17 protein-coding genes are annotated in these 26,465 nt (G+C 71.3%); 5 read left to right on the top strand and 12 right to left on the bottom strand.

The window, feature by feature from the left end:
* Nucleotides 1-40: 40 nt before the first annotated feature.
* The 9 genes from PcP3B5_RS06285 to PcP3B5_RS06245 form a co-directional block, all read right to left on the bottom strand.
* A complete protein-coding gene (locus PcP3B5_RS06285) occupies nucleotides 41-589 on the bottom strand; it encodes a fimbrial protein (protein ID WP_051879123.1) in 549 nt (182 codons plus the stop codon).
* Nucleotides 590-827: 238 nt separating this feature from the next.
* Entirely contained in the window at nucleotides 828-1,478 is a 651-nt protein-coding gene (locus tag PcP3B5_RS06280; protein WP_043272408.1) for a response regulator, read from the bottom strand.
* A gap of 63 nt (nucleotides 1,479-1,541) precedes the next feature.
* Nucleotides 1,542-4,757, bottom strand: a complete 3,216-nt coding sequence (locus PcP3B5_RS06275) for a hybrid sensor histidine kinase/response regulator (protein ID WP_237143072.1) — start codon at nucleotides 4,755-4,757, stop codon at nucleotides 1,542-1,544.
* Between the two features lie 107 nt (nucleotides 4,758-4,864).
* Nucleotides 4,865-6,064 carry a response regulator cyclic di-GMP phosphodiesterase PvrR gene (pvrR, locus tag PcP3B5_RS06270; RefSeq protein ID WP_043272406.1) on the bottom strand — a complete coding sequence of 400 codons (1,200 nt, stop codon included), beginning with the start codon at nucleotides 6,062-6,064 and terminating at the stop codon, nucleotides 4,865-4,867.
* Nucleotides 6,061-8,859, bottom strand: a complete 2,799-nt coding sequence (locus PcP3B5_RS06265) for an ATP-binding protein (RefSeq protein WP_061560808.1) — start codon at nucleotides 8,857-8,859, stop codon at nucleotides 6,061-6,063. Before PcP3B5_RS06265 ends, pvrR begins: the two co-directional genes overlap by 4 nt.
* 76 nt (nucleotides 8,860-8,935) lie before the next feature.
* Nucleotides 8,936-10,978 (bottom strand): exodeoxyribonuclease V subunit alpha, encoded by a 2,043-nt coding sequence (gene recD / locus PcP3B5_RS06260; RefSeq protein WP_061560807.1) that lies wholly within the window; start codon nucleotides 10,976-10,978, stop codon nucleotides 8,936-8,938.
* Nucleotides 10,975-14,655 carry an exodeoxyribonuclease V subunit beta gene (recB, locus tag PcP3B5_RS06255; protein ID WP_061560806.1) on the bottom strand — a complete coding sequence of 1,227 codons (3,681 nt, stop codon included), beginning with the start codon at nucleotides 14,653-14,655 and terminating at the stop codon, nucleotides 10,975-10,977. The genes recD and recB overlap by 4 nt, the downstream gene beginning before the upstream one ends.
* Nucleotides 14,652-18,140, bottom strand: coding sequence for an exodeoxyribonuclease V subunit gamma (gene recC / locus PcP3B5_RS06250; RefSeq protein WP_061560805.1), 3,489 nt, complete (start codon nucleotides 18,138-18,140; stop codon nucleotides 14,652-14,654). Before recC ends, recB begins: the two co-directional genes overlap by 4 nt.
* A gap of 487 nt (nucleotides 18,141-18,627) precedes the next feature.
* Nucleotides 18,628-19,530 carry a LysR substrate-binding domain-containing protein gene (locus PcP3B5_RS06245; protein ID WP_061560804.1) on the bottom strand — a complete coding sequence of 301 codons (903 nt, stop codon included), beginning with the start codon at nucleotides 19,528-19,530 and terminating at the stop codon, nucleotides 18,628-18,630.
* Nucleotides 19,531-19,669: 139 nt separating this feature from the next.
* Here PcP3B5_RS06245 and PcP3B5_RS06240 point away from each other — a divergent pair, with 139 nt between their 5' ends.
* A complete protein-coding gene (locus tag PcP3B5_RS06240; protein WP_061560803.1) occupies nucleotides 19,670-20,272 on the top strand; it encodes a glutathione S-transferase family protein in 603 nt (200 codons plus the stop codon).
* A gap of 244 nt (nucleotides 20,273-20,516) precedes the next feature.
* Nucleotides 20,517-21,656 (top strand): HPP family protein, encoded by a 1,140-nt coding sequence (locus tag PcP3B5_RS06235; RefSeq protein WP_058488632.1) that lies wholly within the window; start codon nucleotides 20,517-20,519, stop codon nucleotides 21,654-21,656.
* On the opposite strand, the gene PcP3B5_RS06230 is transcribed toward PcP3B5_RS06235, so the two are convergent.
* Entirely contained in the window at nucleotides 21,653-22,516 is an 864-nt protein-coding gene (locus tag PcP3B5_RS06230; RefSeq protein ID WP_043272399.1) for a LysR family transcriptional regulator, read from the bottom strand. The genes PcP3B5_RS06235 and PcP3B5_RS06230 overlap by 4 nt on opposite strands.
* A gap of 31 nt (nucleotides 22,517-22,547) precedes the next feature.
* Nucleotides 22,548-23,750, bottom strand: coding sequence for an MFS transporter (locus PcP3B5_RS06225; protein WP_043272398.1), 1,203 nt, complete (start codon nucleotides 23,748-23,750; stop codon nucleotides 22,548-22,550).
* A 146-nt stretch (nucleotides 23,751-23,896) separates the two neighbouring features.
* On the opposite strand from PcP3B5_RS06225, the gene PcP3B5_RS06220 reads away from it, so the two are divergent.
* From PcP3B5_RS06220 to PcP3B5_RS32310, 3 genes are all read left to right on the top strand, one after another.
* Complete coding sequence (locus tag PcP3B5_RS06220) at nucleotides 23,897-24,127, top strand: DUF2789 domain-containing protein (RefSeq protein WP_009618004.1); 231 nt, start codon at nucleotides 23,897-23,899, stop codon at nucleotides 24,125-24,127.
* Nucleotides 24,128-24,197: 70 nt separating this feature from the next.
* A complete protein-coding gene (locus tag PcP3B5_RS06215) occupies nucleotides 24,198-25,097 on the top strand; it encodes a pseudouridine synthase (RefSeq protein ID WP_061560802.1) in 900 nt (299 codons plus the stop codon).
* Nucleotides 25,098-25,214: 117 nt separating this feature from the next.
* Nucleotides 25,215-25,349: a hypothetical protein gene (locus tag PcP3B5_RS32310; protein ID WP_009618002.1), complete on the top strand. Its 135-nt coding sequence runs from the start codon at nucleotides 25,215-25,217 to the stop codon at nucleotides 25,347-25,349.
* A gap of 730 nt (nucleotides 25,350-26,079) precedes the next feature.
* Here PcP3B5_RS32310 and PcP3B5_RS06210 read toward each other — a convergent pair.
* Complete coding sequence (locus PcP3B5_RS06210) at nucleotides 26,080-26,382, bottom strand: PsiF family protein (RefSeq protein WP_061560801.1); 303 nt, start codon at nucleotides 26,380-26,382, stop codon at nucleotides 26,080-26,082.
* Between the last annotated feature and the right edge of the window lie 83 nt (nucleotides 26,383-26,465).

The following is a 26,465-nucleotide window of genomic DNA, read 5'->3' as shown; positions in this document are numbered from 1 at the left end:
TGCCCGGGGCGGAGCCTCGGGCAGGTCGATCACGGGTGGATCACTGGTAGATCAGCTGGAAGTTCGCCTGGGTCGCGACGTCACCCGCGCCAGCCCCGCCGGCCGCGGAGAAGTAGCGGGCGTAGTAGTTCAGGTTGATGTCGCCGCCGGACACGTCGGTGGACTCGCCGCGGGCCACCTGGGCGCTGTAGCTGTCGTTGTGGATGTTGATCGGCTGCTGGTTCTTGTCCAGCAGCTGCACCGCCACGGCGCTGGCGCCGCCGGTGTTGACCAGGTTGCCGTTCATGTCGACGTTGGCATCCGGGACGAAGGCGACGGACACGACGTCGGCGCCAGCGCCGGAGCTGCCGGTGCAGCCGGAGACCTTGACCGAGAACGGGGTGATGCCGGTGTTGCTGCCCGGGTTCTGCAGCAGCGACTTGTCGACGTTGGGCAGGGTCACCTGGACATTGCCCGAACCGGCGTCCACCGAGCAGGTGGTGTCCACCACCTTGCCGGTGATCTGGATCTGCCCGGTCTGGGCCGCCTGGGCGTTTAGCGACAGGCCGGCGCCGGCCACGATCAGGGCGGCGAGCAGGTTCTTGTGCATGATCGAACTCCAATTGAATGCGGTTGCGCTGGCTGCCTGCCGAGCGGCAATGGCCCGCCCGAGGAACCCGAGCCACTCGAAGGTTCCTCGCCACCGCCTTCCAGCGCAGTGGCGATGGAGGGCCGGCAGCCTCGACGCCGCATACTTTAGGGAGTGCTCGAGAATGCTTTAATCAGACGAATCTCAAAGAAATTTCCAACTATTCCTATGTATGTAATGAGAAGATTCCTACATGCTCTTACTGGAAGAGTTCGGCCTTGATGCAGAAGGTCAGCAGCGCCTGGTCGCTGTCCACCTCCAGCTTGCGCATGGCGGCGATCTTCTGCGCGCTGACGGTCTTCACGCTGCGGTTGAGCACCCGGGCGATGTCGCGCACGCTCAGGCCCGAGACGAAGTGGCGCAGCACTTCGTACTCCTTGGTCGAGAGGCTGGCGATGCGCCCCTCGATGTCGTCGCCGCCGGGCAGCACGCTGTTCGGGTCCTGCATGCAGGCGCCACGGTAGATGCGCCCGCCGGCGATGGCGTCGAGCGCCGCGAGGATTTCCTCCGGGTCGCTGCTCTTGGGCACCACCCCGGCCACGCCCAGGTCGTAGAGGCTGGAGAAGATCAGGTTGTTGCTGAGCATGGTGTAGATCAGCACGCGGGTGCCCGGGAACTGCCGCAGCAGGTAGCCGACCAGCTTGAGGCCGTCGCCGTACTGCTCGTCGCCGGGCATGTTGTAGTCGGCGATGACGATGTCCGGCGCCAGCTCGCCGTACAGGCGCACCAGTTCGCTGGAGTTGGCGGCCATGCCGACGATGGAGAAGCGCGGGTCCCCCTGCACCACTTCGCGCACGCCCATCCGTACGATCGAATGATCATCGGCCACCACGATTCTGAGTTTTTCCATAACGGTCTCTTGGTCATGCCTGTTGCCCGCCGCAGCGACGGGCCGTCCTTCTCAGCTTAGCCCTCAGAGGCTGCGCAGAGCCTCGTCGATCCGCGCCAGCAGGCGCTCCACCCGCGGATCGTCGCAGTCCACGCGGCCTTCCCCGAGGCCCTCCTCCAGCAGCCGGCAGCTGCGCACCAGGGCCTGCCCGCGCACCACCGCCAGGGCCCCGGCCATGCGGTGCAGGGCCTGGCACAGCGCTGCCGCGTCGCCCGCCTGGCGGGCCTGGGCGGCGCTTTCCAGGTCCTGGCGCATGGTGTCGACGAACAGCCGCAGCATGTGCGCCGGCACCTGCAGCCCCGCCGCGGCCTGCGGCGCCTGCGCAGTGCCAGCCACCGCGCCGGGCGCCACGCCGGGCGCCGCCAGCGCGCGCAGGGTGTCGTGCAGCACCTGTAGGCTCAGCGGCTTGACCAGCCAGGCGTTCATCCCCACCGCCCGGCAGCGCTCGCCCTCCTCGCGCATGGCGTTGGCGGTCACGCCGATGATCGGCAGCGCCAGGCCGCGCTCGCGCAATTCGCGGGTCAGTTGGTAGCCGTTGCAGTGCGGCATGTTGACGTCGGTGAGCAGCACGTCGAAGGTCTCGCCCTCGAACTGCCGCAACGCCTCGCGGCCGTCGCCGGCCAGGCGCACCTGGCAGCCCAGCTCCTCCAACTGCTCGCGCAGCAGCACCTGGTTGACCGGGTTGTCCTCGGCCACCAGCACCCGCAGGCCGAGCTTGCCGAAGCGCGGCGGCTCGGCAACCGCCGGCAGCTGCTCCTCGCCGTTCTGCGCCAGCGCCAGGGCCCGGGCGATGCCGCGCAGGCTGAGCGGGCTGACGCACCAGGCGCCGCGCTCGAACTGCGGCTGGCCGGCGGCCTCGGCCAGGACGCGCACCCGCGGCCCCGACCAGTCGCAGCGCTCCAGGGCATCGGGAAACAGCTCCAGCAGCACCGTCGTCGCCTCGCTGCCGGGCGGCGGCTCGCCGGGCAGCACCAGGCAGCCCCAGCGCTGCAGCCAGGCCTCCAGGCAGCCGGCCAGCTCGCGCACGGCGCCGCGCAGGTACACCGGCCCGGATTGCAGCTGCACCTCGGCCAGGGCGCTGCCGCCCTCGCCGCTTTCGGGCAGGTCGAGGAACAGCGAGAAGCTGCTGCCCAGGCCCGGCTCGCTGACCAGGCGCAGCTCGCCGCCCATCAGTTGCGTGAGCCGCGAGCAGATGGCCAGGCCCAGGCCGGTGCCGCCCAGGCTACCGTGGCCCTCGGTGACCTGGAAGAAGGGTTCGAACAGGCGCGGCTGCAGGTGCTCGGGAATGCCGATGCCGGTGTCGGTGACCTGCCATTGCAGGCGCACCCGCGGCCCATCGTGGCCGAGCACCTTCAGGCGCAGCACCACGCGGCCGACGTCGGTGAACTTCAGCGCGTTGCTCAGCAGGTTGTTCAGCACCTGGCGCAGGCGCGCCGCGTCGCCGTGCAGGCGCGCCGGCACCTCGGCGTCGATGCAGGCGTACCACTGCAGGTGCTTGGCCGCGGCGCCGACGGCGAAGCCGCGCATCACTTCCTCGGCCAGGTCCAGGGGGCTGAAGTCCTCCTCGGTGAGGAGCATCTGCCCGGCCTCGATCTTGGACACGTCGAGGATGTCGCTGATCAGTTGCAGCAAGGTCGTCGAGGAGCCCTGGATGGCCTGCAGGTAACCGCGCTGCTGCACGTCCAGGCTGGTGAGGGCGAGCAGTTCCAGGGTGCCCAGCACGCCGTACAGCGGCGTGCGGATCTCATGGCTCATGTTGGCCAGGAACAGCGTCTTGGCGGCGTTGGCCGAGTCCGCCGCGCGCTTGGCCTCGGCCAGCGCGCCCTGGGCCTGGTGGTAGGCGGTGATGTCGCGGAACACGCAGAGCAGCGCTTCCTCGCCGTGGTAGCGGGTGGCGGCGAAGGCCGCCTGCAGGTACAGGCCGTCGTTGCGGATGCACAGCTCGCCGTGCTGCCAGCCGCCGTCGAACAGCCGCCAGTCGCGGGCCAGGGCGAGGATGTCGGCCTCGCTGCCCAGCCACTGCGCGGCCAATTGGTTGTGGATGATCAGCTGCTGGCCGTGGCGGCCCAGCACGCACAGGGCCACCGGCGCGGTGTCGATCACCGTGCGGCTGAAGGCGTCGCTCTCCACCACCCGCAGGTGCGCCGCGCTGGCCGGCCCCACCACCCGCCGCGCGTACCAGCGCACGCTGTACAGGCCGATGCCCACGCCCGTCAGCACCAGCGCCGGCAGGCTCAGCAACAGCCACTCCAGGTTGCGGAAGAACAGCGTGTAGTCCACCCCGTAGACGGCCACCCAGCCGCCGTGGGGCTGGCTGCGCAGCTTGAACAGCATGCCGCGGCTGCCCAGGCTCAGGCCGTCGTCCAGCTCCGCCGGGCGCGGCGGGCCCATCAGCTGGCGGCCGTCCGGCGCCAGCAGGGTCAGCTGGCCGAACAGCGGGCGCAGGAGGGTCTGCTCGTAGTCGTTGATGCGGTCCAGGTCGAGCAGGCTGGCGGCGATCACCTGGCGCTCGCGCTCGCCTTCCCACCACAGGCTGTCCGGCAGGTCGACGGTGACGTAGCCGAGCAGCGCGCGGCTGTCGCCGTGGTAGGTGTCGGCGCGGCCCCAGTGCACCTGGTAGTCGTGCGCGGGGGGCGGGCGCTCGCGCACGCCGGCGGCGACCCGCGCGGCCACTTCGAGGAAGGTGTCGCGGGCCAGCCCGCCGCGCCCCGGGGAGCTGGCCAGGGCCGGCACCGCGATGCTGGTGGTGCCGTCCAGGTCGAACAGCAGCGCCTGCGGCGCCGGGTAGCTGGAAGTGCTCCAGACGCTGGAGTAGAAGTTCGCCAGCATCACCCCGAGGGAGAACGGCCCGGTGGAGACGCCGTCCGCCGGCGCGTGGTCGCGGGCGGCCAGGGTGAAGGGCATGGCGAAGGAGAACTCGCGGCCCTCGTAGACCTCCATCGGCCCCTCGCGCCATTGCAGCGAGAGCTGCAGCGGCACCACGTCCTGGTCGCGCTTGCGCGTGGCCTCGTCGCTCTGCTGGGCTATGCGCAGCAGGAACGCCTCGTGCTCGCGGATGTCGCCCATCAGCCGGGAGAAGTGGAAGTCGATCTTGTCGTACTCCTCCTGCAGCACGCGCTTGATCGCCCAGAAGCTCACGCCCACCAGCCCGAGGCTGAGCGCCAGCAGCCCGAACAGCCAGAAGTTCAGGCGCTGCGAGCTGCGGGCCAGCTTGCCGATCGAGCCTTCGTTGTGTTCCAAGGTGCAATGGGCTCCGCGCATGAAACATGCAGAACATGATTCGCTGACTGTAGATGGCCCCGGGCGAGCCCGCGAGGCTGCGCCGCCGGCGCGGCGCCGGACGAGGCTCAGGGAGCCCCCGCCGGCCCGTCTTCGTGCAGCAGGCGGTCGAAGGCCTCGGCGCACACCGCCTCGGAGATCAGGAAGCCCTGTACCCGGTCGCAGGCCAGGCGCCGCAGCAGGCTCAGCTCGGCGGTGCTCTCCACGCCTTCGGCGACCACTTCCAGGCCCAGCCGGTGGCCCAGGGCCACGGTGCTCTCCAGGGCCGCGGCAAGGGATTCGTCCTCGACGCTGCCGTGCACCAGGGCGCGGTCGATCTTCAGTTCGGTGAAGGGCGTCGACACCAGGTTGTACAGCGAGCTGTAGCCCTGGCCGAAGTCGTCCTGGGCCAGGCCGAAGCCCTTCATGCGCAGGCGGCAGGCCCCGGCATGGTAGTTGCCGGGCCGGCGCGTGGTGCTGCTTTCGGTCAACTCGAAGCACAGCGAGGCCGGCTCGCCGCCCTGCAACACGACGAAGTCGGCCAGGCGGTCGGGCAGGCCGGGGTCGTCCAGCAGGTGCGTAGGCAGGTTCACCGACACCGGTATGCGGTAGCCCTGCTGGCGCCAGCCGGCCTGGGCGCGCAGCGACTGCTCGATCATGGTCCACAGCAGCACCTGCTCCAGGCCGTGGCGGGCCAGGTCGTCGATGAAGGCGCCGGGCAGCAGCAGGCCGTGCTCCGGGTGCAGCCAGCGCACCAGGGCCTCGGCGGCGACGATGCGCCCGTCGCGCAGCGACTTCTTCGGCTGGAACCAGGCCTGCAGCTCGCCCCGCGCCAGGGCCAGCAGCAGTTGCGAGCGGCTGAAGCAGGTCGCCTGCCGGCCCGGTTCGCGCGCGGCGCCCTGGCGCTGGCCGAGGCGCTCCAGCAGCCGCGCGATGGCCGCCGGCGGCGCCGGCTTGGCGATCAGGTCGAGCACCGTCAGGCCCAGCGCCCGGGCCGCCTGGCAGGCGCCGCCGAGCACCCGCTGCGGCGCCGAGCTCATCAGCGCCAGCTGCGGGCGCCACTCCAGGGTGGACAGGTGCTGGATCAGTTGCACGCCGTCCATCCCCGGCATCAGCAGGTCGCTGAGCACCAGGTCGAAGCGCTGGCGCTCCAGGCGCTCGATGGCCTCGGCGCCGTCGGCGGCCGCCTCGAGGTAGCACACGCCCTGGGTGCGCAGTTGCTCCAGCAGGTACTCGCGCTGGAAGGCCTGGTCTTCGACGACCAGCACCCGGTAAGGCAGGGGGTTCATGAAATCTCCTTCGCTGCCGCCAGGCAGCGGTACAACGTCTCCAGGTCCACCGGCTTGAGCAGGCAGTCATCCATGCCGGCGGCGAGGCAGCGCTCGCGCTCCTCGCGCATGGCATTGGCGGTGGCCCCGATGATCGGCTGCTGCCAGCCGCGCTGGCGCAGTTCGCTGGCCAGTTGGTAGCCGTCCATGCGTGGCATGTTGAGGTCGGTGAGGACCACGTCGATGTCTTCGGCGCGCCCGCGCTGCAGGGCTTCCTGGCCGTTGCCGGCCAGTTCCACGCGGCAGCCCAGGGCGTTCAGCTGGTCACGCAGGATCAGCTGGTTGATCTGGTTGTCCTCCACCACCAGCACGCGCAGCCCCTGCAGGTCGCGCGCGGCACCCGCCGGGCGTTCGCGCTGGGCGCCGCCGCTGAGGCAGCCCTGGGCCAGCCCGATGGCCCGGCCCAGGGCGCCCAGGCTGTGCAGGCCGACCAGCCAGTCGCAGCCCAGGCGCGCCGGCTGCAGGTGCCCCTCGGCGCTGAGCACCACGCGGCAGCCCGGCCAGCCCTCCAGCGGCGGCGCCGCCGGGCCGTGCAGGCGGACCTCCACCAGCACCGACTGGTCGTCGGCCTCGGCCAGCAGTTGCGGCGTGGCCATCCGCGCCCGCGCGCCCCAGCGGGCGATCCAGCCGCACAGCGCCTCGCCCAGCTCGCGCATGGGCGAGAGCACCAGCACCGGGCCGTCCTCCAGAATCGGTTGCGGCGCCGCGGCCTCGACCGGCTCCAGCGGCAGGCTCAGGGTGAAGCTGCTGCCCAGGCCGAGGTCGCTGACCACCCGCAGGCGGCCGTGCATCAGGCGGGTGAGGCGCTTGCAGATCGACAGGCCCAGGCCGGTGCCGCCCACCTGGCGGGCGCTGCCGCCAACCTGGTAGAAGGGCTCGAACAGCCGCACCTGCTCCTCGGCGGCGATGCCGCAGCCGCTGTCGATCACCTGCCAGTCCAGGATCGCCTTGCCGCCCTCCTCGCCGCGCTGGCGCACGCGCACCAGCACGCGGCCGCTGTCGGTGAACTTCAGCGCGTTGCTCAGCAGGTTGCCCAGGATCTGGCGGATGCGCGTGGCGTCGCCGGACAGGCGCAGGGGCAGCTGCGCGTCGATGCAGCTGAACAGTTGCAGGCCCTTGGCCCGCGCCGCGCCGGCGAAGGACTGGACCACTTCCTCGGTCAGCTCCAGGGGCGAGAATTCCTCCGGCTCCAGCACCAGTTGCCCGGCCTCGATCTTGGACACGTCGAGCACGTCGCTGATCAGTTGCAGCAGGGTCGAGGAGGAACGCTGGATGGCCTGCAGGTAGCCGGTCTGCTGCAGGTCCAGGCGGGTGCGGCCGAGCAGTTCCAGGGTGCCCAGCACGCCGTACAGCGGCGTGCGGATCTCGTGGCTCATGGTGGCCAGGAACAGCGTCTTGGCCTGGTTGGCGGCGTCGGCCAGCTGCTTGGCGCGGGACAGCTCGGCCTCGGCCTGCTTGCGCGCGCTGATGTCGCTGAAGGCGCAGAACAACACGTCCTCGCCGTTGTAGCGCGTCGGCGTGTAGCTCAGGTACAGGTGGCGCCCGCCGCCCACCGCCAGTTCCTCGCAGGCCGCGCCGCCGTCACTGGCGAAGGCCTGGGCGATCCAGCGCGCGCCATCGCGGGGGATCACCTGGCCGTCGTCCAGCCATTGCTCGGCCTGGGGGTTCTCCAGCACCACCGCGGCATCGGCGCGGCGCAGCACGCACAGCGCCACGGGGGCGGCGCGGATGACCGCGCGGGAGAAGGCTTCGCTTTCCTTGAGCGCCTCCAGGCGCTGCTGCGCCGGGCGGATCAGGCGCTGGTCGATGCGCTGCCCCAGGCGCTGCAGCAGCAGGCCGGCGGCCAGCGCCAGGCCGCTGGCCAGCAGGATCGGCAACCAGAGGGCAACCAGCAGCTGGCCGACGCCCTGGTGGTAGACCAGCGCCCAGTTCGAGGCGCCCAGGTGCTTGAGCAGGGCCACCTGCTGGGGAATCGGCCCCAGGCCGACGAAGTCGAAGCAGTCGCCATTCCACAGGTTGCGGAACACTTCGCCGTCGGGGCTTTCGGCGGGACTGGAGAACACCACCCGGTGCCGGCGGTCCAGCAGCAGGTAGTCGCCGGCCTCGGGCCGCTGCAGCGCCGCGTCGAGGTCGTCGCCGCGGATTTCCAGACCCAGCCAGCCGTCATCCAGGCGCTTGAACAGAAACAGCCGCCCCAGCGGGTCGCCGGGGTCGGCCAGCCAGCGCGTGCCCGGCCCCGCCCCGGAGCTGCCCGCCAGGGCGGCGAGCACGCCGGCCGGCAGCGCGGCGTCGGGGTGGCCCGCCTCGTTGAGCCGGCTGACCTGCGGCGTAGCGCCGGACGCCACGTGGATCAGCCCCAGGCGCTTGTCGCGCAGCTCAGCCAGGTCGCCGGGGAACAGCAGCAGCGCCCGCACGGCGCCGGGCAGCGGCAGCAGCAACGGCGCCGGCCCTTCGCCGGGCCAGGCGGGTAGCCGCGTGGCCGCGGTGACGGGCGTGGCCAGCGGCACATGGCCGCGGCCGAGGTAGTCGAGCAGCGACTCGCGCTGGCTGAAGTACAGCTGCGCCTCGTACATGGCCGCGTTCATGTCGCGGCGGCGGATCGACACCTCATGGTTGAACGCCATGCTCAGGGCGAACGCCAGGCTGCACAGCAGGCACAGCAGCAGCGCGCCGCTGAGCAGGCGCAGCAGTTTGCGGGCGGCGCTGGGAGTGGAAAAGGAGGCGTCCAGCGGACGAAGGAATTGTCCTAACTTCATTCCGCCAGCTTGTAGGCAATGACCTCAATCTGACATCAGACAATTCTAATTGTGATGCCTATCGCAATTTTGCCCCTCAAGCTTCCAGCAACCCGCTGGCCCGCTGCACCCGCCGCTCGATGGCCGCCTCCAGCACCCACTGGCCACGTCCGGCGCAGGCCAGGCTGAACCAGCTGCGCGCGCGGGTGATGCCGGTGTAGACCAGCTCGCGGGTGAGGATGGGGTTGAGCGCGTCGGGCAGCACCAGGGCGGCGTGGGTGAACTCCGAGCCCTGGGACTTGTGCACGGTCATGGCGAACACCGTTTCCACCGCCTGCAGGCGGCTGGGCAGCACCCACTTGATGCCGCCGCGGCCGTCGGCGAAGGCCACCCGCAGCGGCCACCTGCGCTCGCCGCCCTCCTCCCGCGGCAGCGCCAGGGTGATGCCGATGTCGCCGTTCATCAGGCCCAGGCCGTAGTCGTTGCGCGTGACCAGCAGCGGGCGGCCGAGGTACCAGGCGCCGCCGTGGGGCTGGATCAGCCCCTCGTCCTGCAGCAGGTCGGCGATGCGCAGGTTCAGCCCGTCCACGCCCCAGGGGCCGCGGCGCAGGGCGCAGAGCACCTGGAACTGGCCGTGAGCGGCGAGCACGCGCCCGGCCCAGGCGTCGAACTCGGCCTGGGCGGCGTCCGGCGCCGGGCGGGTGTCGCGCAGCACCTGCAGGTAGTGGCGGTAGCCCTGGGGCGGGGCCACATCCGGGCGGGCGGCGGCGTCGAGGAAGTAGCGGCCGCCGCCTTCCACCACCAGTTCGCGCAGGCCGCGGTCGTCGCGGGCGTCCAGGGCCAGGCGCGCCAGGTCGGCGTAGCCCTGTTCCCAGACCGCGCGCATGGCCGCCACGTCGCCGGCGTTGACCGCCTCGGCGAGCTGGCCGATGCCGCTGGCGGAACTGAAGCGGTGGCTGTGGCGAAGCATGGCCACGGCCTGGTCGAGGGGCTGGCCGTGGGCGTCGAGCAGGTCGTCGTCGACCTGCTCGCCGCTGACCGCCTCCAGCCAGTCGCGGGTCGCCGCACGGTAGTGGCCCTCGCGGGCGCGGCTGCACAGTTCGCCGAGCACCGCGCCGGCCTCCACCGAGGCCAGCTGGTCCTTGTCGCCGAGCAGGATCAGCCGCGCCTTGTCCGGCAGCGCGCCGAGCAGCGCGGCCATCATTTCCAGGTCGACCATGGAGGCCTCGTCCACCACCAGCAGGTCCAGCGCCAGCGGGTTGCCGGGGTGGTGGCGGAACTGGCGGCTGTCCGGGCGGCTGCCGAGCAGGCGGTGCAGGGTGGTGACTTCCTTGGGCACCTGCTGGCGTATCTGCTCGCCGTTGGCGAAGGCGCCGAGGTCCAGGCGGTCCACGGCGTTGGCGATGGATTCGTTGAGCCGCGCCGCCGCCTTGCCGGTGGGCGCCGCCAGGCGGATACGCAGCGGCCGTCCGCCCTCGCCGCCCAGGGCCAGGCTCTGCAGCAACGCCAGCAGGCGCACCACGGTGGTGGTCTTGCCGGTGCCGGGGCCGCCGGTGACGATGCCGAAGGCGTTGCCGGCGGCCAGGGCGCAGGCCAGTTTCTGCCAGTCCGCCGGGGCATTCGCCTGTTTCGGGAAGAGCGCGTCCAGGGCCTGGCGCAGGGCATCCGCCGGCAGCGCCGCGCGCAGGGCCTCGCCACGGGCCAGGCGCTGGTCGATGCCGGCGCGCACCTCGCGTTCGTACTGCCAGTAGCGGCGCAGGTACAGGCGCGGTCCGGCCAGCACCAGCGGCGTGGCGCCGGGGCCCTCGCCCACCAGGCGCGGGTCGGCCAGGGCGGCTTGCCAGGCGGCCAGGTCGAGGCCGTCGAGCAGTTCGCCGGGCAGCGTCAGCGGCGTGCCTTCCAGTTCGCCGTCCGGCGGCAGCGACAGGGCGAAGCGGCTGTCGGCGAGGGTCGCGGCCAGGTCCAGGCACACGTGGCCGCGGCCCAGCTGGTGGCTGGCCAGGGCGGCGGCGAGGATCAGCAGCGGCTCGGCGTCGGGCGCCTGTTCCACCAGGAAGGCCGCGAAGGCTCGGTCCAGCTCGCGCAGCCAGCCGCGTCCGGCCCATTGGCCGAGCAGTTCCAGCAGTTGCTCGCGGGTCATGCCGGCACCTCCTCGGCGTGCTGGCTGAACAGCGCTTCCAGCGCCTCCATCAGCGCCTTCGGCGGGCATTCGTGGAACACGCCGTGCTCGCCGCCGCGCAGGAACAGGTAGAGCGCGCCGCCCACGTGGCGGTCATAGTCGTAGTCCGCCAGGCGCGCCTTGAGCAGGCGGTGCAGGGCGAACAGGTAGAGCGCGTACTGCAGGTCGTAGCGGTGCTCCAGCACCGCCGCGCGCAGGGCCGGCGCGGTGTAGGCGGCGGCGTCGGGGCCGAGCCAGTTGGATTTGTAGTCGGCCACGTAGTAGCGCCCCTCGTGTTCGAAGACCAGGTCGATGAAGCCCTTGAGCATGCCGCCCAGCTGCGTCGGCTGCAGCGCCGGGCGCGCCTCGCCGGGCAGCACGTGGGCGCGCACTGCGGCGTCGAGGCGGGTGCTGTCGGTGGGTTTCACGGCGAACCAGAACTCCATTTCCTTCTGGTAGCTGGCCAGCGCCGCCAGTTGCACCGGCGCCGCGCCGGGCACCGCCAGTTCGGCCTGGAGGAAGGCCGGCAGCCACTGCGCCAGGGGCTCGATCCAGGCTTCCCAGCCGCGCAGCTGGCAGCGCCGGGCGATCAGGTCGCGCAGCGCCTCGGGTTGCTCCGCCACGGCGGCGAAGCCCTCGTCGGCGGCCCATTCCAGCAGGCCGTGGAGGAAGCTGCCGGGGTTGGGCCCGCGCGGGAAGGCGTGCAGGCTGCCGGCGGCCGGCGCGGCCTGGGCCAGTTCGGCCGCGGCGCTGTCGGCGTCGCCTTCGCGCAGGGTGGCTTCCTCGGCGCTGATGGGTTCGCTGGCCGGTGCCGGGGCGTCGCCTTCGGCGTCCAGGGTGGCCAGCGCGGAATAGCTGGCGATCCACCATTTCTCCGCCACCCGCCGCTGCGGCTCGCGGGCCTGGCCGAGCAGGCCGGCGCGGGCCTCGTCGTAGGCCGTGGCGTCCACCGCCGGCACGGGCTCGATGCGGATGCCGGGGCAGCCGCCGCCCAGGGCCTGCAGGCAGCCGGCGAAGCCGTCCAGGGCGATGGCCGCGCCACCGCCGAGCAGGTAGCCGAAGGCGCCCTTGTGCAGCTCGGGGTTCTTCGCGTTGCCCGCCACCAGCGGCGCCACGCCCAGCCACAGGGCGTGGCGGGCGCGGGTCAGGGCCACGTAGAGCAGGCGCATGTCCTCGCCTAGGCGTTCGTCGTTGGCCAGGCGGTAGGCCGCCTCGGCCAGGTCCTTGCCGCGCGCCAGTTCGATCACCTTGCCGTCCTCGCCCTGGAAGCTGGGCGGCGTCTGGCTCTTGCCGTCCAGCTCCTTCCAGCTGCAGATGAACGGCAGCAGCACCAACGGGTATTCCAGGCCCTTGGACTTGTGGATGGTCACCACCTTGATCAGGTCGGCGTCGCTTTCCAGACGGAGGATTTCCTCGCTCGACGGGCTGGCCAGCTGCTCGGCCAGCACCCGCAGCAGGGCGTGCTCGCCGTCCAGCTCGGCGGCCTCGCGCTGCAGCCATTCGGCCAGGTGCAGCAGGTTGGTCAGGCTGCGCTCGCCGTCGGCCCGCCGCAGCAGCCGCGCCGGCAGTTCGAAGTCGGCCAGCAGCCGCCGCAGCATGGGCAGCACGCCCTGTTGCTGCCACTGGCTGCGGTAGTCGCGGAAGCGCATGAGCATGCCTTCCCAGAACTGTTCGTCCTGGTTCAGCCGCTCCAGGGTCTGCCAGCCCAGGCCCAGGGTGCGGGTGGCCAGGGCGCTGCGCAGCAGGGCGTCGTTGCCCGGCTCGGCGCAGGCGCGCAGCCAGTGCAGCAGGTCGCCGGCCTCGGGGCTGTCGAACACCGAGTCGCGGTCGGACAGGTAGACGCTGGCCAGGCGCCGCGCCGCAAGTTCCGCGCGCACCGCCTCGGCCTCGCTGCGCCCGCGCACCAGGATGGCGATGTCCGCCGGACGCAGCGCGCGGCCCGTGCCATCGGCCTGGTACAGCCCGGCGCGGCCCTGCTGGGCCAGGCTCAGCCAGTGGCGGATGGCGCTGGCGGCGCCGGCGGCCATCTGCTCGCGGTAGAGCCGGCTGCCGACCACCTGGCCGTCGTTCTCCAGCTGCCAGAGGGTCAGCGCCGCGGCTTCCTCGCCGTCGATCAGCAGGCGCTCGTCGCGGCCCTTGGCGGCCACTGCCTGGAACGGCACCGGGTTGTCGCCCTGCGCGGCGAAGCGGAAGGCGCCGCGTTCGTGGCCCTCGGCGAAAGCGAAGCAGTGGTTCACCGCCTCCACCACGGCGAGGGTCGAGCGGTAGTTGGTGCCCAGGGTGTAGTGGCGCCCGGCGGTGGCGGCGCGGGCGCGCAGGTAGGTGTGGATGTCGGCGCCGCGGAAGGCGTAGATCGCCTGCTTGGGGTCGCCGATCATGAACAGGCCGCAATCCCTAGGGTTGTCGGCGATGCGGTAGATGCGCTCGAAGATGCGGTACTGCAGCGGATCGGTGTCCTGGAATTCGTCGATCAGCGCCACCGGGAACTGCAGGCGGATGCGCTCGGCCAGGTGCTCGCCGCCGGGGCCGGCCAGGGCGCGGTCCAGGCGCGCCAGCAGGTCGTCGAAGCCCAGTTCGGCGCGGCGCTGCTTCTCCGCCTCCAGGGCGCGGCTGACTTCGCCCAGGGCGTGCAGCAGCAGTTGCGGGGCGATGTCCGGCTGCTGCTCGGCGGCCTCCAGCCAGGCATCGATGGCCTGGAGCGCGGCGTGCTCGGGCACCGGCGTCTTGCCCTTCACCTTGATCCGCGTCTGGCCGAAGCGGTGGAGGTTTTCCGGCGCCACGCCGCCCAGGCTCCAGGCTTCCAGCGCCTGCAGCCAGCCTTCGAAGACGGCGTCGTCGTCCTTGTTGCGGTAGCTGTTGCCGTTGAGCTGCGGGCGCAGGTCGATCAGCAGTTGGCGCAGGCCCTGGGCGTCGGCGGCCCAGGCGGCGCGGGCCTGCTGCTCCAGTTCGTCCAGGCGCGCGTAGAAGGCGCCGGTTTCCTCCAGCAGCTCGCGCAGCGAGCCGGGCGCGCTCAGCGGCTGGTCGGCATAGCGGAAGCCGGCCTCCTGCTGCGCCAGCAAGGGCTGCAGCAGGCGCGCCAGGGCCTCGGGGCCGCCCTTGTAGATGTCGCCGACCACCTTCGCCGCCGGCGCCGGCAGCGGGTAGAAGTTGCGCCGCCAGTAGTCGCGCACCACTTCGGCGAGCAGTTCGCTCTGGTCGGTGATCAGGTCCTGGGTGAACAGGCTGCCGCTGTCGAAGGCGTGCTCGCGGAGCATGCGGTAGCACCAGCTGTGGATGGTCGACACGGCGGCCTCGTCCATCCATTCGGCGGCCAGGCGCAGCAGGCGCGCGCAGCCGGGCCAGCGCTGCTCCGGGTAGCTGGCGCGCAGCTCCACCAGCAGCGCGTCGTGCTGCAGCGCCGGCTCGGCGAAGCAGCTGGCGGCCTCGCCCAGGCGCGCGCGGATGCGTTCGCGCAGTTCCTGGGTGGCGGCGTCGGTGAAGGTCACCACGAGGATTTCCGGCGGGCTCAGCGGCCGGCCGAAAGCCAGTTCGCCGCCGTGGTCGAGCACCAGGCGCAGGTACAGCAGGGCGATGGTGAAGGTCTTGCCGGTGCCGGCGCTGGCCTCGATCAGGCGGCTGCCGTGCAGGGGGAATTCCAGGGCGCGCAGTTCGCGGCTCATTGGCCTTGCTCCTCGTCGTCGCGGCGTTGCAACAGCTGGTACAGCGGGCCGTAGAGGTTCTCGGCCCAGGTGGCGAATTCGCCGCTGGCGTTGAGGCTGGCGAAGTCCGGGTAGACCCGCGCCAGGGCCGGCGAGGAAGCCGCCTCGCCGCTGCTGCCGAAGCCGCCGTCGTAGCGCTTGGCCGCCTCGCTGGCGGCGCGGGCTTCGTCACCGGCGGCGCCCAGCCAGGCGAAGGCCGCCTTGCAGGCCACCGGCAGCGGCCGGCGCAGGCCTTCGAGCCAGGCGGTGATCAGCGCGTCCAGGTGGCCGCGGGCGATGTCCACGGACAGCGGCGGCAGTTCCAGGGTGCCGGTCTGGCTGACCAGCAGGCTGCGCACCGGCGCGCCGCACAGTTGCAGGCCCAGGTGGCGCACCCAGTGGCGTACCAGGCTGTGCCACTTGTAGCCGCGGCCTTCGTGCAGCTTGCCACTGACCAGCTGCACGCTGGCCCACTGGCCCTCGGCGTTGCGCCGCAGGCCGCCGAGCCAGTCGCCCAGCTCCACGCCGCTGGCCGCATGGCTGTGGATAAGCTCGCGCTGGCCTTCCTCGGCCTCGCTCCAGTGCTCCAGTTCCTCGCGGTAGCGCGTCAGCAGTTCGCCCAGCGGCGCGCTCAACTCGCGGGCGCTGAAGGCGCCAAAGGCCGCCAGCGGCAGGCGCCCCTCGCCGCGCAGGCGCGCCAGTTGTCCCTCGATGCGGCCGGGCAGTTCGCCGTCGGCCCAGTGCTGCTCGATCCACGGGCGCAGGCGCTCGCACAGTTCGAACTGCAGCTGCCAGACCTGCAGGCCGTCGAGGGCGAAGGTTTCCTCGTCGTGGCCGGTCAGGTCTTCCTCGGCGAAGCGCACCTTCAGGCGCTGCTGGAAGAAGGCGTTGACCGGGCTGGCGAGGAAGTCGGCGAGCACGCGCAGGCCGATGGGCGCGTCCGGCAGCAGTTCGGGCAGCGGCGCCTCGGCCTGTGCCGCCGGCTCGTCGTCGCGGTGCACCTCGCGCCATTCGCGGGCGTAGGTGTAGAAGCCGTCGACGCCCTCGCCCCGGCCTTCGAAGTAGCGGCGGCTGAAGGGTTGCAGCGGGTGTTCGGTGGTCAGCGCGTGGAGCAGCGCCTTGCCGTCGCCAGGCTGGCCGGCCAGCGACCAGCCGGCCGCCAGGTGGTCGCGCAGCTGGCCGATCAGCACCGAGGGCGGGCGCTCGCTGTTGTCGCGGATGCTGCGGCCCACCCAGCTGACGTAGAGCTGGTCGCGCGCCGAGAGCACGGCTTCGAGCAGCAGGTAGCGGTCGTCCTCGCGCCGCGAGCGGTCGCCCGGGCGGTAGTCGTTGCGCATCAGGTCGAAGTCCAGCGGCGGCTGCTGGCGCGGGTAGTCGCCGTCGTTCATGCCCAGCAGGCAGACCACGCGGAAGGGAATGGCGCGCATCGGCATCAGCGTGCAGAAGCTCACCGCGCCGGCCAGGAAGCGCTGGTTCAGGCCGCCGGCGTCGAGGCCGCCGAGCCAGGCCTCGCGCACCACCGACAGCGGCAGCGGTTCGCCGAAGGCGGCGCGCCCGCAGGTTTCCAGCCAGCGTTCGAGCAGTTGCAGCAGTTGCTGGCGCAGCAGTTCGTCGTGCTCGTCGCGGGTCAGGAAGAAGTCGTCGAGCAGCTGGCGCAGGCGCTCGCGCCAGACCTCGGGCGGCGCCGGCTCGGCCAGGCGCTCGCAGGCCTCGGCCAGGCGTTGCAGCAGGCCGGCCAGGGGGCCGAGCACGGCGGCGTCCAGGCCGCCGATCTCGGCGTAGGGCTGGATGCCCTGGAAGGCCTCGCCCTCGCCCACCGCGAAGCCCAGCAGCATACGCCGCAGGCCGAAGCGCCAGGTGTTGGCCTCTTCGGCGGCGGGCAGACCGAGGTCTTCGCGCTGCCCGCCGTCCAGGCCCCAGCGCACCCCGGCGCCGTCGATCCAGCGTTGCAGCAGCGGCAGGTCGGCCTCGCCGATGCCGAAGCGCGCGCGCAGGGCGCCGACGTCCAGCAGGTCGAGGATTTCGCTCACCGCGAAGCGGCTGTCGGGCAGCTGCAGCAGATGCTCCAGGGCCACCAGCAGCGGCTCGCGGCCGCGCTGGCCCTGGTCGGCCAGGGTGAAGGGGATGAAGCGCCGGTCGTCGCGCCCGAGCTGGCCGAACACCGCCTGGATGTGCGGCGCGTAGGCGTCGATGTCGGGGACCATGACGATGACGTCGCGCGGGCGCAGCGTGGGGTCGGCGTCGAAGCGCGCCAGCAGTTGGTCGTGCAGCACCTCCACCTCGCGCTGGGCGCTGTGGGCCAGGTGGAAGCGGATGGAGCGGTCCCGCGCCGGCTCCAGCGCCGGCCATTGCGCGCGGGTCTCGGCCAGCGGGCGCAGTTCGAGGATGTCGTCCTGCAACTGGCCGAGCAGGTGCGCCGGCGACTCTTCGCTGAACAGGTCGATGCGCCCGCCGCTGACCTCGCCGAAGCGGCTGCGGTAGCTCTCGGGGTTGTCGTACTGGTCGAGCAGGTTGATGTAGTCGCGGCCCTGCTTGCCCCAGGCGGCCAGCAGCGGCTGGGCATACTGGTGCTGGAGGTCGTCGTCCAGTTGCAGCGGCACGCCGGGGCGGCGCTGCTGGCGGCGGTACTCGTGGCGCAGCAGGTCCTTGTCGGCGACGATGTCGGCCCAGTGGTGGCGGCAGGGGTTGTGCACGCACAGCAGCACCTGGGCCACCTGCGCCAGCGCGGCCAGGGCTTCCACCGTCTGCGCCGGCATGGCGGAGATGCCGAACACCACCACCCGGCGCGGCAGGCCCTTGGGCGGCGCGCCTTCGCGCAGGCGTTCGAGGAAGCGCCGGTGCACGCCGGCGCGGCTGCCGGCCAGGCCGTCCTCGCCCACTTCCGCCAGCAGGGCGCGCCACAGCTCGGCCTGCCAGCGTTCGTCGTCGTTCAGCGGGCGAAGGTTGCCGCCGGCGGTGCGCAGCTGGTCGCGGTGCTCGCTCCAGTCCTCCAGCCAGTCGGCGCGGTACACCTGGTACTGGTCGAACAGGTCGGCCAGGCGCTCGGCCAGCTGGTAGCGCTTGCGCAGGTCGGCGTCGTCGGCGAGGAAGCGGCGCAGGGCCTGGAACTCCTCGCGCGCCAGGAGGGCCGGCAGCAGGCGCATCAAGCGCCAGGTGAGCGGCGCCTTGTCCAGCACCGAGACTTCCGGCACCTGGTCCTTGCCCAGCGCGCCGCGGTAGGCGCGCCAGAGGAACTGCGCGGGCAACTGCACGTCCAGCGCCGCGGTGATGCCGCAGCCGCCGTCGGCGACGTCGCGGCCCAGGGCCAGTTTCAGCCACTGGGCGATGCCGTTGCTCTGCACCAGGATGGTTTCGCTTTCCAGCGGCGCCAGCGGGTAGCGCGCCATCCAGGCCACCAGCAGGTCGCGCAGCGCCTCGGGGTGGTTGCCGTGGATGACCATCAGGCCGGGGCTCAGGGCTTCGCTCATCGTTTCTCCAGGTTTGCCGGGGGGCCCGGCAATTTGAGCAGAAGCCGGGGTGGGGTGGGAGGGTTTTTCCTGCGAGGGGGGATTTTATCGGGGTGGGGCGACGTTCTGTGTCGCGAAGCGCGTGCTTTGGCTGGGGCAGGCGTAGGGCGCATAACGCCTACGGCGTTATCCGCCGTTCGACCTCGATCCCAGGCGCGCTTCGGGTCGGGCCACGAAGCACCTGCTTCCAGGCACTCCGAGCTCGACCGCGAAGCCAGGCATAAGCTGGGTGAAACGGCGGATAACCGCGAACGGTTATTCGCCCTACGCCAAGGCTGGGCCAGGCGTAGGGCGCATAACGCCTACGGCGTTATCCGCCGTTTGACCTCGACCCCAGGTGCGCTTCGGGTTGGGCCACGAAGCACCTGCTTCCGGGCACTCCGGGCTCGACCGCGAAGCCGGGCATGAGCTGGGTGAAACGGCGGATAACCGCGAACGGTTATCCGCCCTACGATGGACGCGAATCACCCCGCCCCAGGTACTCTTCCACCTCCTCCGCCAACCACTGGGCAAACACCGCCACCTTGGTCCGCGTCTCCTCCCGCTGCGGCCACACCAGCCAGTAGGGGTAGGCGTAGGGCGCACTGACCTCGCCCAGTTGCACCAGTTCGCCGCGGGCCAGGGCGCCGGCCACCAGGCTGCGGCGTTCGACGCTTATGCCCAGGCCCAGGCGCAGGGCTTCCACCACCAGGTTGGAGTCGTTGACGGTGAACAGGCCGTCGCCTTCGGGCAGCGCCACGCCCGCCGCCTGGCACCAGGGTAGCCAGGACTCGAAGCCGTGGATCAGCGGGCCGGCGAGGATCTGCTGCGGCGTGCGCGGCAGGCGCCCGCCGTTGAAGTGCGGGGCGCAGACCGCCAGCAGTTCGTCGTCGAACAGGCGTTGCTGGGCCAGGCCCTCCCAGTGCCCCTGGCCGATGCGGATGGCCACGTCGGCCAGGCCCTGGCGCAGGTCGATCACTTCCAGGCTGGCCAGCAGGCGCAGGCGGTATTCGGGATGACGCTGACGGAAGCCCGGCAGGCGCGGCAGCAGCCATTGCTGGGCGAAGGACGGCAGCACCGCCACCACCAGTTCGCCTTCGCTGGGCCGCGCCCGCGCCAGGCGCGTGGCTTCGGCTATGTCGCGCAGGGCGCGGCGCACCTGCAGGGCGTAGAGGCGGCCCTCCTCGCTCAGGCGCAGGCCGCGGCCCTCGCGCTGCAGCAGGGTGACGCCGAGCAGTTCCTCCAGCTGGCGTACCTGCTGGCTGACCGCCGAGTGGGTGACGTGCAGCTCGGCGGCGGCCTGGGTCACGCTGCCGAGCCGGGCTACGGCCTCGAAGCTGCGCAGCGCGGACAGGGGTGGATAGGCGCTCATATAAGTTCTGCTAACCCTTGCAGTTATAAATCGTCGATTTTTTCCGGCCTTTCCAGCCGCTAGATTTAGCGACAACAGCGCAGCCATGCGGCCTTCTCGGCCGGCCACCCCATGTAATCTCCAATAACAGGATGCCTCCATGCAACTGATCGGAATGCTCGACTCGCCCTACGTCCGCCGCGTGGCCATCAGCCTGCGCCTGCTGGACGTCGACTTCAGCCACCGCTCGCTCTCGGTGTTTCGCCACGTCGAGGAGTTCCGCGCCATCAACCCGGTGGTCAAGGCGCCCAGCCTGGTGCTGGACGACGGCCAGGTGCTGATGGATTCGAGCCTGATCATCGACCTGGCCGAACACCAGGCCGGGCGCAGCCTGATGCCCGCCGAGCCGGCCGAGCGGGTGCGCGCCACGCGCCTGCTGGGCCTGGCCCTGGCGGCCTGCGAGAAGGCCGTGCAGCTGTACTACGAGCTGCAGCGCGACGAGGTCCGCCGCGACGCCGCCTGGTACGCCCGGGTGGACCAGCAGCTGCGCGCCGCCTGCGCGGGCCTGGAGCTGGAGCTGCTGACGCAGCCGCTGCCGCGCGACGGCCGCCTCGACCAGGCCGGCCTGAGCGCCGCCGTGGCCTGGACCTTCATCCAGCTGGTGCACGCCGAGCGCGTGGCCGCCGGCGACTACCCGGCCCTGCGCGACTGGACCGCCCATGCCGAGACACTGGAGGCGTTCAAGGCCTTCCCGCCGGTGTGAGGCCCGCGCGGGCGAGCCCACACTTCACCGATATTGCACTCAAACAGCAATAACATTCATTGGATATGGATCGTCACGCTGTCTAGGATGGCCGTCGGCCTCGCCCCTGCGACAGAACGCCGCTCGACCAACCATAAGGAAGCGCCCGCCCGACCGGCCCAGCCCGGAATCGTGATGCGCGGTGCCTGCGTGACATGCATCCATTGACTGCCCCCCTTCCCGGCGCCTCCCGCGAGGTGCCGCGATGAAAGCCGCTGCCTTCGGCGCCTGGCTGCACCGCCTGGCGCCCTGCGCCGGCCCCTCGTCCAACCGCGACTGGCTGCGCGCCGTGCTCGGCTGCGGGTTCGCCCTGGGCCTGTGCATGCCCTTGTGCGCCTGGCTGTTCGGCGTCGACACCATGCTGCGCATCGGCCCGCCGCTGGCCGCCTCGGCTCTGCTGGCCATCGCCGTGCCGTCCAGCCCGCTGGCGCAGCCCTGGTCGCTGCTGGGCGGCAACCTGGTGGCCGCGCTGGTGGGCCTGCTGCTCGGCCACTGGCTCGGCCACAGCTGGCCGCAGGCGTCGCTGTCCATGGTGGTGGCGGTGCTGCTGATGCTCGGCCTGCGCTGCCTGCATCCGCCGAGCACGGCCATGGCCTTCAGCCTGGCCGTGGGCGGGCCGCTGGTGGACCAGCATCTGCTGCACCTGCTGCTGCCGGTAGGCGTGGCCTCGCTGGCGCTGATCGGCGTGGCCCTGGTCTACAACAACCTCACCCGCGCGCCCTACCCGCGCAAGCTCGCCGTCCCGGCCAGCAACCCGCACCTGACCGCCGACCCGCTGCCCGGCGAGCGCCTGGGCCTGCACGCCGACGACCTGGAAAGCGCCCTGGCCAGCGCCGGCGGCTTCGTCGACGTGACGCCCGAGGACCTCGAACGCCTGCTGCTGGCCGCCGAGAAGCACGCCAGCGAACGCCTGCTGGGCGGCATCCGCGCGCGCGACATCATGTCCCGCGATATCCGCTCGGTCAGCCCGGACGCGCGCATCGAGGAAGCCTGGGGCCTGCTCGACAAGCACCACCTCAAGGCCCTGCCGGTGCTCGACCGCGGCCACCTGGTGGGCATCCTCACCTTGAGCGACCTGTTCCGCGGCCAGCGCCGCCTGCGCTCGCCCTTCGGCCAGCGCGTCGGCAACCTGATGACGCACCGCGTGCAATCGCTGCGCGAGGACGCCCAGCTGCCGGAGCTGATCCAGCTGCTCTCCGACCAGGGCCGCCACTGCCTGCCGGTGGTCGACGGCGCCGGCCGGCTGGTCGGCATGCTCAGCCAGACCGACCTGATCGCCGCCTTCCGCCACCTCTGGCTGCAGCCGCAGGTGCAGGCCGAGCGCGCCCTGCAGGTGGCGGTCTAGGCCTCGTAGTCCCAGCGCTGCGACCAGTCGATGTCCCCGGCCACCACCTCGCGGAGGATGGCCAGGGCGTTCTGCAGCGCCGGCGAGTCCTTCTCGCGGGAATACACCAGGTAGGTCGGGTAGATGAATTCCGGCGCCAGCGGCACCCGCTCCAGCACCCCGGCCTGCAGGTAGCTGTGCACCACCCGCGTGCGGAAATAGCCGCTGCCGCCGCATTGCAGCAGGTGCTGCAGGGCCAGCGGGCCGAGGCTGAAGCTGGTGGCGGCGTGGGCCCGGTCGGGCAGCGCGGCGTCGTGCTGGCGGCGGAATTCCTCGCCCCAGTCGATGTAGATGTAGGGCTCCGGCTGCTGCGTCGAGCGCACCAGGATCAGCTTCTCCTCCAGCAACTGCTCCACCTGCATGCCCGGCCAGTAGTCCGGGCGGTAGACCAGCGCGGCGTCGAGCACGCCCAGCTCCAGCTGCTTCTGCAGGCGCTCGCCGCTGCCGATCTCGGCGTGCAGGGCCAGGGCCGGCATGCGCTGGCGCAGGCGCACCGTCCAGGCGAGCATCAGCGGGTTGCTCAGGCTCAGCTCGCCGCCGATGTTGAGCACCTCGCGGTAGCCCGCCGGCAGCGGCAGGTCGCGCCGCGCCGCGTCCCAGGTCTGCACCAGCTGGTTGGCGTAGCCGAGGAAGCGCTCGCCGTCATCGGTCAGCCGGGCGCCGGCGCGGCTGCGCTGGAACAGCCGGCAGCCCAACTGCGTCTCGAGGTTGTGCACCCGCGCGGTGACCGTGGTCTGGGTCACGTGCAGGCGCTGCGCGGCGGCGACGAAGCTGCCGCCACGGGCGATTTCCAGGAAGGTGCGCGCCAGTTCGATGTCCATGGGAAGCGGTCACGGCGGGGGATGCCGCAGTCTAGTCGAAGTCCAGTTCCTCGTGGCGTTGGCGGGTGAAGCGCAGCAGCCAGAGGCAGATGAGGAAGCCGCAGGCGGCCAGCAGCGCGGCCACCAGGAAGATGCTGGCGTAGTCCGAGTGCGCGGCCACCGCGCCCATCAGCGGGCCGGCCAGGCCCAGGGCCAGGTCGAAGAACAGCGCGTAGGCGCCCAGCGCCGAACTGCGGCTGGCGGCGGGGATGCGCAGCACCGCCTCGACGCCCAGCGCCGGGTACACCAGCGACAGCCCGGCGCCGGTCAGCGCCGTGCCGAGCAGGGCGAAGGCCGGGCTCGGCGCCTGCCACAACAGCAGCAGGCCGGCGCTTTCCACCAGTAGGCAGAGCACCGCCACGTTGAAGCCGCCGAAGCGGTTGATGGTCCAGGACAGCAGCAGCCGCGCGCCGACGAAGCTGATGCCGAACAGGCTCAGGCACCAGGCCGGGTCGGCCCAGCCGCGGCTGCCGTAGTAGAGGGTGATGAAGGTGGCCAGGCTGCCGAAGCCGATGGACCCCAGGGCCACGCACATACCGTAGGGCAGCACCCGGCCGAGCACGGCGAAGAAGGCCATGCGCGTGCCGGCGATGATCGGCGCCGGCGCCTTGCCGCGGGCCAGCAGCAGGCCGAGCCCGGCCAGCGCCAGGATGCCGGCGCCCAGGCTCCACAGCCCCAGCTGCGCGGCCATGCCCACGCCCAGCGGCGCGCCCAGGGCGATGCCGCCGTAGCAGACGATGCCGTTCCAGGAGATCACCCGCGCGGTGTTCTGCGCGCCGACCCGGGCGATGCCCCAGCTCGCCGTGCCGATGCCCATCAGGCCCTGGGCGAAGCCGATCAGCAGGCGGCTGCCCAGCAGCAGCGCCAGGCTCGTCCAGGCCAGCGCCTGCAGACTGGTGGCCAGCAGCACCAGCGCCCCGCCGCCGGCCAGGCTGAACAGGCCGTAGATCACCGCGCGCTTGGCCCCCAGGGTGTCGGTCAGGCGCCCGGCCAGCGGCCGCGAGGCGAGGGTCGCCAGGTACTGTGCGCCGATCACCAGGCCGGCGGTGGTGGCGTCGAAGCCCAGGTCGTGGTGGACGAAGCCGGGCAGCACCGGCAGCAGAAAGCCGATGCACAGGAACAGCAGGAAGGTGAAACCGACGATCGAGACGATCTGCAGGGTGACAGCGTGCGGACGCTGCTCGGGAGAGCTCATGAACGGGCCTGGCGCGAGGGGATGTCAGGGACTGCGCCATCATTGCCCGATGCCGGGAAAATTGAAAGCCACCTATCGATTCCGCGGCCGACCGGCCCGCGCCGAACGCCTATAGTTGATGCACGACCGACCACAGGAGGCCCGCCATGGACACCACACCCCACACCTTCGCCGAACTGTTCAAGCAACTGGGCCTGCCCAGCGGCCGCCAGGAGATCGACGCCTTCCTCGCCGCGCACCGCCTGCCCGCGGACCAGGCCCTGGCCGACGCGCCCTTCTGGAACGAGGCCCAGGCGGCCTTCATCCGCGAGGCCCTGGAAGAGGACTCGGACTGGGCCGAGGAAGTCGACGAACTGGCCGCGCGGCTGTCCCACTGAGCGCCGGGCGGCCTTTGACGGCGACTCCCATCTGCGGCCTAATGCACGCCCCCGACCGCCACCGCCGACCATGTCCGAGAAGCCGTTTTCCGCCGCCCAGCACCGCGCCAGCACCCTGCACCTGCCGGCCGGGCCCTGGTCGACGGTGCTCGACTGCCTGTGCGCGCGCTTCCCGGCGATCCCCCGCCAGACCTGGCTGCAGCGCCTGGCCCGCGGCCGCGTGCTGGACGCCGAGGGCAAGCCGCTGGACGCCAGCACACCGCACCGCGAGGGCCTGCGCGTGCACTACTTCCGCGAGGTGGAGGCGGAAACGCCGATCCCCTTCGAAGAACGCATCCTGCACGTCGACGAGCACCTGGTGGTGGCCGACAAGCCGCACTTCCTGCCGGTGACGCCCTCCGGCCAGTACGTCGAACAGACTCTGCTGGCGCGCCTGGCCCGGCGCCTGGACAACCCGCTGCTGGTGCCGCTGCACCGCATCGACCGGCCTACCGCCGGGCTGGTGCTGTTCTCCGCCAACCCGGCCAGCCGCGCGGCCTACCAGGCGCTGTTCCGCGAGCGGCGCATGCACAAGCGCTACGAGGCCATCGCCCCGCCGCTGCCGCAGCTGGACTTCCCTCACGTGCGGCGCAGTCGCCTGGTGGACGGCGAGCCCTTCATCCTCATGCGCGAGGCCGAGGGCGCGATCAACAGCGAAACCCGCATCGAGGTGCTGGGGCGCCGCGAGCACTGGTGGCGCTACGCGCTCTACCCGGTGAGCGGCAAGCGCCACCAGCTGCGCGTGCACATGGCCGCCCTGGGTGCGGCGCTGCGCAACGATCCGCTTTATCCACAGCTGCTGCCGGAAGAGCAGCGGCGCAGCGACGACTATTCCCGCCCGCTGCAGCTGCTGGCCCGGCACCTGGCCTTCGACGATCCGCTGACGGGCCGGCCGCGGCAGTTCGACAGCCAGTTGCAGTTGGACTGGTGAGCCGGGTCTTTCATCGATTTCATCAATAGTCGAAAGCAGGAAGTTCCATTTCCGTTGATGGTGGCCGTTGCGTTTTCATAGCTCCGTCCCCCACTGACGGAACGCAAGGAGCCCGCCATGAGCTATACCGCGAAGTCCTTCTCGGCGCTGGTCAACGCCCTGCGCGCCAACGGCATCACCCGCCCGGAGCAGATGGCCCGGCAGCCCTTCCGCAATGCCCAGGGCTACTGGTCGGCGGAGGTGAAGGCATGAACGCACGTCATTACGTCCAGTCGCCGTTGAGCGAAGATGGGTCGGTGTTGTTCTATCTGCTGGCGGTGGCCTGGTTGTTGTGTTCGGGGGTTTGAACGAGTGGCCCTTGGCCTCTCGCACCGCCCACCTCGCTATTCCCGCGAACGTGGAAAGCCAGTGGCTTGGGGGCTTGGTGTAGCGCGCCGCTCCGAGACTGCGGAGATTTTTTGTTTCGCCCCCTCGGGCGAGTCCCTTTTGTCAATCGCCACAAAAGGAACCAAAAAGGCTTGCCCCGCATACGGGCCCGACAGAGTCGGGCTACCCTCGCGAACTCCCCCGCCACGGAGGCCCGCCCCGAGGGTACGTCCATGTAGCCCATCGGGGCTCTCGCGACATCCATGTCGCATGACCTCCTGAGCGCCGGTTTCGCTCGGCCTTCTGAAGGGGCATTCCGGTGCGCTTGGATGTTTCTCTGGAAATCCGTAGGGCGAATAACGCTCCGCGTTATCCGCCGTTTGGCCTTGGCGCCCGGCGGCTCCGGGGCTGGCCTGGGCGTTGGCTGGGGGCTTGGGTGTGGCGGCGGATAACCGCGAACGGTTATACGCCCTACGGTGGGCTTGGCGTACGGCGTTATCCGCCGAATCGCGGACGGAGTCCGCTCCTACGGTTACCGGCGTAGAAGCGGACCTTGTCCGCGATCGGGTTCACCGGCCACGCCGGACGCCCCGGCCACACCTGCGCCCCGCCCCCGCTATTTCTTCAGGCACCCACTCATGAACGTCTTGCGCTCATCGCCCTTCAGCGCCTTGGCCGCGGCGTCCTTGTTGCACTGGGCCATCTTCTCCTGCTGCGGCGTCAGCTTCTTGCCGGTGTCGCCGCCGCCGGCTTTCAGGCAGGTGCTCATGAAGGACTTGCGCTCGTCGCCCTTGAGCGACTTGGCGGTGGCGTCGGCGTTGCAGGTCTTCATCTTTTCCTGCTGGGCGGTGTTGGCGGCGAAACCCTGCACCGAGAACAACAGCGCGCACAGCAGCAGGGGAAGGCGGAGCTTGATCATGGAGCGGTCTCCTCGAATGTTGATCGCTTCCTGAGCGTAGCCTGCTGTTACATTTGTGCGAGCCCACCCACGTGCCCCGGTCA

This window comes from Pseudomonas citronellolis (genome assembly GCF_001586155.1).
Classification (GTDB): domain Bacteria; phylum Pseudomonadota; class Gammaproteobacteria; order Pseudomonadales; family Pseudomonadaceae; genus Pseudomonas; species Pseudomonas citronellolis.
This window is presented reverse-complemented; position numbering and strand designations above follow the sequence as displayed.

Excerpts from the sequence above, each read along its gene's own strand:
- PcP3B5_RS06285 (WP_051879123.1), bottom strand. The coding sequence starts at position 589 with ATGCACAAGAACCTGCTCGCCGCCCTGATCGTGGCCGGCGCCGGCCTG.
- PcP3B5_RS06280 (WP_043272408.1), bottom strand. The coding sequence starts at position 1,478 with ATGGAAAAACTCAGAATCGTGGTGGCCGATGATCATTCGATCGTACGG.
- pvrR (WP_043272406.1), bottom strand. The coding sequence starts at position 6,064 with ATGAACCCCCTGCCTTACCGGGTGCTGGTCGTCGAAGACCAGGCCTTC.
- PcP3B5_RS06265 (WP_061560808.1), bottom strand. The coding sequence starts at position 8,859 with ATGAAGTTAGGACAATTCCTTCGTCCGCTGGACGCCTCCTTTTCCACT.
- recD (WP_061560807.1), bottom strand. The coding sequence starts at position 10,978 with ATGACCCGCGAGCAACTGCTGGAACTGCTCGGCCAATGGGCCGGACGC.
- recB (WP_061560806.1), bottom strand. The coding sequence starts at position 14,655 with ATGAGCCGCGAACTGCGCGCCCTGGAATTCCCCCTGCACGGCAGCCGC.
- recC (WP_061560805.1), bottom strand. The coding sequence starts at position 18,140 with ATGAGCGAAGCCCTGAGCCCCGGCCTGATGGTCATCCACGGCAACCAC.
- PcP3B5_RS06245 (WP_061560804.1), bottom strand. The coding sequence starts at position 19,530 with ATGAGCGCCTATCCACCCCTGTCCGCGCTGCGCAGCTTCGAGGCCGTA.
- PcP3B5_RS06240 (WP_061560803.1), top strand. The coding sequence starts at position 19,670 with ATGCAACTGATCGGAATGCTCGACTCGCCCTACGTCCGCCGCGTGGCC.
- PcP3B5_RS06235 (WP_058488632.1), top strand. The coding sequence starts at position 20,517 with ATGAAAGCCGCTGCCTTCGGCGCCTGGCTGCACCGCCTGGCGCCCTGC.
- PcP3B5_RS06230 (WP_043272399.1), bottom strand. The coding sequence starts at position 22,516 with ATGGACATCGAACTGGCGCGCACCTTCCTGGAAATCGCCCGTGGCGGC.
- PcP3B5_RS06225 (WP_043272398.1), bottom strand. The coding sequence starts at position 23,750 with ATGAGCTCTCCCGAGCAGCGTCCGCACGCTGTCACCCTGCAGATCGTC.
- PcP3B5_RS06220 (WP_009618004.1), top strand. The coding sequence starts at position 23,897 with ATGGACACCACACCCCACACCTTCGCCGAACTGTTCAAGCAACTGGGC.
- PcP3B5_RS06215 (WP_061560802.1), top strand. The coding sequence starts at position 24,198 with ATGTCCGAGAAGCCGTTTTCCGCCGCCCAGCACCGCGCCAGCACCCTG.
- PcP3B5_RS32310 (WP_009618002.1), top strand. The coding sequence starts at position 25,215 with ATGAGCTATACCGCGAAGTCCTTCTCGGCGCTGGTCAACGCCCTGCGC.
- PcP3B5_RS06210 (WP_061560801.1), bottom strand. The coding sequence starts at position 26,382 with ATGATCAAGCTCCGCCTTCCCCTGCTGCTGTGCGCGCTGTTGTTCTCG.